Source organism: Synechococcus sp. Cruz CV12-2-Slac-r (assembly GCF_024346075.1).
Taxonomy (GTDB): Bacteria; Cyanobacteriota; Cyanobacteriia; order PCC-6307; family Cyanobiaceae; genus Synechococcus_D.
Genome location: NZ_JAGQEK010000109.1, coordinates 1 through 5,421, shown reverse-complemented (window position 1 = coordinate 5,421; position 5,421 = coordinate 1). Strand labels below are relative to the sequence as shown.

Below are 5,421 nucleotides of genomic sequence, written 5' to 3'. Positions count from 1 at the left end.
ATCCAAATAGCCATAGCCATTCGTGATCGGGATTACCGGCTTACTCCATTCCTCAGGGTTGCTGCCATTTGGGTTAAAGCGCAGTTGCGCGCCGCGGGTAACCATCCACAGTTCGCCACTGGGTTGGAAACCCATCGTTTGCACCCGTTGGCTGCTCACCCGGTTATGGGGTTGCCATACCTGATCGCCAGGGCTCCAGGTGGAAAAGAAATTACCGAGCCCACTCACGCTCACATAACTGCCATCGGGGCTGCGGCGCAGGTCGCGCACTGCTCCAGCGGCATCACTAACTTCCGCTTGCCAGCTCTTGCCGCTATCGCTGCTGCGGTAGATCGCCCCCACAGTTGTTGCTAGTTCTGCCTTGTTAGGGCCGATGGCATTAATTAAGTAAGGATCGCCGGGCAGTTTTGTATCGAGCAGCAAACGCGTCCAATTTTGGCCAGCATCATCACTGTGCAGCAGTAAGCCCGGTTGGCCTGCAATCCAGCCTTCATCACCAAGAAAATCAACACTAATTAAGCGAAAATTTTCCTCTGCTGGCAGGTTTATCGCCCGTTCGACCCAGCTGTTGCCGCCATCGTTGGTTTCCATCACCAGCCTGTTGCTACCCACCAAAAAGCCGTGCTGGCTATCGGTAAATGCCACATCAAGGGGGTTGGAAGAGATGTTTAGCGGCACTGGCACCCAGGGGCTGCTAGGGGCAGTGGCAAGGCCGGTAGTTACGCAAGCGGTGGTGAGCAGCAGCACCAAAACACAGCTCAATAAAGGCTTGAGTATTGAGTTGATCGCTTGATTCAGTGCTTGTGGGATCGATTTAGTCATGGAGTGAGTTGCAGGGTCAAAATTCAGAGCCAAAATTCGGGGCCAAAATTCAAAAACAAGAATTCAGCGCAGGGAATAGAGAGATAAGAAAAAAGCAACAGCTAAGGCGAAGCCACCAAAAATCAATACGTTTTTTTGGCCTGGAGTGAGCTTATTTACGCCAAAGCCAAATTTAAGATTTTCTTCAAAGCCGCTTGGTTTGTTGCGGGGGCCGATATCGCGGAAAGCTCCCACCGGGCTGCGACACACCGGGCAACGAAAACGGCGTGGATCAATTGCGCTGAATGGCGTATTTACCTCGATACCGAGTTTTTTTACCCCTTCTTCTGGGTCGTAAACAAAGCCGCAGCTGCGGCATTCAAAGCGGTGGGTATCTGGATCGCTTTCTGGAACAAGAGTTTCTGGAGCAACAATTTCGGGGCTATCTATTTCGGGGTTATCCATGGCAACAGCCCAATACGGACACCAACTCTATCGAGCCACTGCTGCGGCAACGGTGTCACACTGGTGTAATTAATTCTGAGTAGCCCTCAGGCATGTTTGTTCTTCCTGGCTACGACGCCTTTTTGGGGTTTTTGCTGATTGCAGCGGCAGTGCCGGTGCTGGCACTTGTCACCAACAAGCTGGTGGCCCCTAAATCTCGCAGCGGCGAGCGCTTGCTTACCTATGAATCAGGCATGGAGCCTGTGGGTGGCGCTTGGATCCAATTCAACATTCGCTACTACATGTTTGCGTTGGTATTTGTGATATTCGATGTGGAAACCGTATTTCTTTACCCCTGGGCCGTGGCTTTTAGTCGCCTTGGCTTGCTCGCCTTCATTGAAGCTCTCATTTTTATTGCCATATTGTTAGTGGCCCTGGCCTATGCCTGGCGCAAGGGCGCCCTCGAATGGAGCTGAGTGTGACAAACAACCAAACCCCATCATCTATAGATGCCTTGAGAGATCTCAGGGCAGCCAGTTGCGGACCCGTTGGTGCCCCTGAAATCACCACTGGCCTTTCCGAGAATGTGATTCTCACCAGCCTTGATGATTTGCACAACTGGGCACGCCTCAGCAGCCTTTGGCCGCTGCTTTATGGCACCGCTTGTTGTTTTATCGAATTTGCTGCGTTGATCGGCTCAAGATTTGATTTTGATCGTTTCGGTTTAGTGCCCCGCTCAAGCCCCCGCCAAGCCGATTTAATTATCGTGGCGGGCACCGTAACAATGAAAATGGCGCCCGCTTTGGTGCGTTTATATGAACAGATGCCAGAACCTAAATACGTAATTGCTATGGGTGCTTGCACTATTACCGGCGGCATGTTTTCCGCTGATTCCACCACCGCTGTGCGCGGGGTAGATAAATTAATTCCAGTGGATCTATATCTGCCGGGCTGCCCGCCACGGCCGGAGGCAATTTTTGATGCGGTGATCAAATTGCGCAAAAAAGTTGGTAATGAAGCCCTGCAAGAGCGGGGTCGTTTGTTACCCACACACCGTTATTCCACTGTTTCCCACCGCATGACTGCGGTAGAACCCATCATCGACGGGCGCTACCTGCGAGCTGAATCGCAAAAACTAGCCCTTGCGGCAGCAGAAGCAGTATCGCCACTCAATTTAACAATCTCCGCCCCTAAAACCACTCCTGAACCCATCGCAGCAGCGGCTCAACCATGACTGATCTCAGCCCCGGCCCCTTTGCGGAATGGTTGCAGCAACAGGGTTTCGCCACCCAGCTTTTGGCTGCAGATCACCTTGGTATCGAGCGCATTGGCGTTGATCCAGCGGTTTTGCCTTTAGTGGCAGCCGCCCTTAAGGCCAAAGGTTTCGACTATTTGCAAGTGCAAGGTGCCTATGACGAAGGCCCTGGTAAAAACCTAGTGAGTTTTTATCATTTAGCGCAGCTTGGTAATAGTGATGGCCATAGCATTATTGAAGTGCGCCTTGAGGTGAGTTTGCCCCGCAGCGGTGATCTAACGGTGCCATCTCTTTACCCCCTTTACCGTGGTGCTGATTGGCAAGAGCGGGAATGCTTCGACATGTTTGGTATTACTTACAGCGGCCATCCTTTGCAGAAGCGTTTATTAATGCCAGAAGATTGGGTTGGTTATCCTTTACGAAAAGATTATGTGCAACCCGATTTCTATGAACTCCAAGATGCCCATTAATTAGATTTATTTTTTTGGCTGTTGCGATAAAAACGCATTACGGCAAGGGCCAAATTTCGCGGTTCATGGCGCAAGGTGCCTCTGCTTGCGCGCCCAGCACTGCGTTGTTGCTTGCCCTGCATAGAAGCCAGCATCACTACATAGCCCTGCTTTTTTAATTGCTTTACGTCGCAATGCACCGGTTCAGCGCCGCGGGCGCGGTAATAGTTGAGCTCTGGCCCACTTGCAAGAGCCTCTTGGGCGAGTACCGCATCAAATAAACGCCCCTGCACCCCATGGGTGGCAAGTTGAGCTTCTATCGCCCTGAGATGGCCGGCCACATCAAGGCCATCTGTTTCGCCAGGTTGAGTCATTAAGTTGCAGATATATAAGCGCGGTGCTTGTGAGCGGCCGATCGCTTCTACCAATTGGGGCACAAGCAAATTCGGCAGCAACGAGGTGTAGAGGCTGCCGGGGCCCAGCACGATTAAATCTGCCTGTGCAATCGCTTCAAGGGCTCGAGGTAATGCAGCTGGCCGTGATGGCGTGCAACCAAGCCGCACGATGGGGCTATCGGCCTTGCCGATATTTGATTCGCCTTCAAGCCGGCGACCATCCTCTAATTCAGCCCAGAGGCGCACATCGGAGCTGGTGGCTGGCACCACTTGCCCCTGCACCGCAAGCACCTTGCTACTGGCGGTGATTGCTGTTTCAAGGCTGCCGGTGATGGCGGTGAGGGCTGAGATAAATAAATTGCCAAAACTGTGGCCTTCAAGGCCACTACCAGCGGTGAAGCGGTATTGAAAAAGCTTGGTTAGAAGGGGTTCTTCCCGGGCAAGGGCCGCTAAGCAGTTGCGGATATCGCCTGGTGGTTGCACCCCCAGCTCACGCCGCAATATGCCACTACTACCTCCATCATCAGCCACCGTAACGATCGCGGTGAGATTGCCGCTATAGCGCTTTAAGCCGCTCAATAAGGTGGAAAGACCAGTGCCACCACCGATTGCCACGATATTTGGGCCGCGGTTTAAGCGCCGCTGGGCCACCAAGGCATCCACCAGAGCGGTTTCGTTTTGATGGGGTGCCAGTGCCCGTTGGATTGAGCCAAAACTGCGGCTCTGGCCTATTAAAATCATTGCGGCCCCCAGCAGAAGCACTAGGGGTCCTGTAAAACCACCGCCGGCCCCCGCCAGGGAGCGCAACAAAGTTTCGATTGCGGTGATCGTCCAGTAGATCGGTTTAAGGTCTGCCCAGATGGCTGCACCTAATAGGGCCATCACCAGCCCTAGGGCTGAGGTGAGAACCCAGCGCTTCACCACAAGGCCCGGTTGCAGCCACTGCACCGCGCGCCTTGAGCGCTTCACCAGTTCGTCGCGGCGGTGATGATGTTCGCCGGCGGGTTGTCCCATGTATTCACCTTACTTAGATGAGTAAAGCCCGATTCCCCATAAACCATTCCAGCTCACCGGTGGTGGAGTTACGCGGGGTGAGCTTGAACCGGGGTAATCGGAGGATCCTTTCAGATCTGCATTTGCAATTGATGCCAGGGGAACGCCTGGCAATTGTGGGCCCATCCGGCGCAGGAAAAACCACAATTTTGCGAATGCTGGCCGGCTTGGAAATGCCAACTGATGGCGATTTGCTGCTCTTTGGTGAGCTGCAGCGCTATCTACGCCTAGATCAAAACCGTCCCCCTGATGTGAGGTTGGTTTCGCAAAATCCAGCCTTACTTGCCTCCCTTTCGGTGCTGCAAAATGTTGGTTTTTTGCTTTACCGCGATGGTTCCCTCGCTGAAGCAGAAATCCGTAGCAGGGTGGCCCGCTGCCTTGAAGCTGTTGGATTAGCGGGCACAGAGGAGATGATGCCGGCTGAATTATCCGGTGGGATGCAAAAACGGGTTAGTTTTGCCCGCGCCATGGTGGATGATCCCGGCGCTGGCCAAGATTTTCCCTTGTTGCTCTTCGATGAACCCACCGCCGGGCTTGATCCGATGGCTTCCACCCGCCTCGAAGATTTAATGGTTACCACCACTCGCCTTGCCAACGGCACTTCTGTGGTGGTGAGCCACGTTTTAAGCACGATCGAACGGGCCGCAGAACGGGTGGTGTTGCTCTATGAAGCCGAATTGCGCTGGCAGGGTTCAGTGGAAGCATTTAGATGCAGTGATGATCCTTTTGTGGTTCAGTTCAGAACCGGTAGCCTTACAGGACCCATGCAACCAAAAGAGCTGTAATTAAGCGATGCGTAGAAGCGTTAAAGAAGCAAGTATCGGTTTTTCACTTCTGGCAGCAATAGCCGGTGGGGTGGGGCTGTGGTTTTGGTTATCTGGAGTGGTTTTTGGCAAAAAAAGTTGGCCAATCCGGCTGCGATTTGCTGATGCTGCAGGCCTTGTCCCCAGAAGCAGCGTCACTTTTAGGGGAGTGCAAGTGGGCTCTGTAAATAGGGTTACGGTCCAAGGAGGGAGCGTTTTGG

8 protein-coding genes are annotated in these 5,421 nt (G+C 53.3%); 5 read left to right on the top strand and 3 right to left on the bottom strand.

All coding sequences use genetic code 11. The annotated features are described in order from the left end of the window. Together KB557_RS08610 and KB557_RS08605 are read right to left on the bottom strand one after the other, a co-directional pair. Positions 1-822 (bottom strand): photosynthesis system II assembly factor Ycf48 (locus KB557_RS08610; protein WP_255133272.1); only part of this gene is annotated, 822 nt, incomplete at its 3' end. Between the two features lie 63 nt (positions 823-885). Continuing rightward, the gene (locus KB557_RS08605) at positions 886-1,266 is read right to left on the bottom strand and encodes a rubredoxin (RefSeq protein ID WP_255133270.1); all 381 of its coding nucleotides are present in this window, start codon (positions 1,264-1,266) and stop codon (positions 886-888) included. A gap of 92 nt (positions 1,267-1,358) precedes the next feature. On the opposite strand from KB557_RS08605, the gene KB557_RS08600 reads away from it, so the two are divergent. Genes KB557_RS08600 through KB557_RS08590 form a run of 3 tightly spaced genes read left to right on the top strand, consistent with a single transcriptional unit; the run spans position 1,359 to position 2,970 of the window. Beyond that, positions 1,359-1,721, top strand: a complete 363-nt coding sequence (locus KB557_RS08600; protein WP_255133268.1) for an NAD(P)H-quinone oxidoreductase subunit 3 — start codon at positions 1,359-1,361, stop codon at positions 1,719-1,721. A 29-nt stretch (positions 1,722-1,750) separates the two neighbouring features. Continuing rightward, positions 1,751-2,479: an NADH-quinone oxidoreductase subunit NuoB gene (nuoB, locus tag KB557_RS08595; protein ID WP_399218888.1), complete on the top strand. Its 729-nt coding sequence runs from the start codon at positions 1,751-1,753 to the stop codon at positions 2,477-2,479. Beyond that, complete coding sequence (locus KB557_RS08590) at positions 2,476-2,970, top strand: NAD(P)H-quinone oxidoreductase subunit J (protein WP_255133264.1); 495 nt, start codon at positions 2,476-2,478, stop codon at positions 2,968-2,970. The genes nuoB and KB557_RS08590 overlap by 4 nt, the downstream gene beginning before the upstream one ends. On the opposite strand, the gene yvcK is transcribed toward KB557_RS08590, so the two are convergent. Then, entirely contained in the window at positions 2,967-4,358 is a 1,392-nt protein-coding gene (yvcK, locus tag KB557_RS08585; RefSeq protein WP_255133261.1) for a gluconeogenesis factor YvcK family protein, read from the bottom strand. The genes KB557_RS08590 and yvcK overlap by 4 nt on opposite strands. Before the next feature lie 17 nt (positions 4,359-4,375). Here yvcK and KB557_RS08580 point away from each other — a divergent pair, with 17 nt between their 5' ends. Together KB557_RS08580 and KB557_RS11240 are read left to right on the top strand one after the other, a co-directional pair. Beyond that, positions 4,376-5,182, top strand: coding sequence for an ABC transporter ATP-binding protein (locus tag KB557_RS08580; protein ID WP_255133259.1), 807 nt, complete (start codon positions 4,376-4,378; stop codon positions 5,180-5,182). 7 nt (positions 5,183-5,189) lie between these two features. Then, the coding region (locus KB557_RS11240) for an MlaD family protein (protein ID WP_399218886.1) at positions 5,190-5,421 on the top strand (232 nt) is incomplete at its 3' end.

Excerpts from the sequence above, each read along its gene's own strand:
- yvcK (WP_255133261.1), bottom strand. The coding sequence starts at position 4,358 with ATGGGACAACCCGCCGGCGAACATCATCACCGCCGCGACGAACTGGTG.
- KB557_RS08590 (WP_255133264.1), top strand. The coding sequence starts at position 2,476 with ATGACTGATCTCAGCCCCGGCCCCTTTGCGGAATGGTTGCAGCAACAG.
- KB557_RS08580 (WP_255133259.1), top strand. The coding sequence starts at position 4,376 with ATGAGTAAAGCCCGATTCCCCATAAACCATTCCAGCTCACCGGTGGTG.
- KB557_RS08600 (WP_255133268.1), top strand. The coding sequence starts at position 1,359 with ATGTTTGTTCTTCCTGGCTACGACGCCTTTTTGGGGTTTTTGCTGATT.
- KB557_RS08605 (WP_255133270.1), bottom strand. The coding sequence starts at position 1,266 with ATGGATAACCCCGAAATAGATAGCCCCGAAATTGTTGCTCCAGAAACT.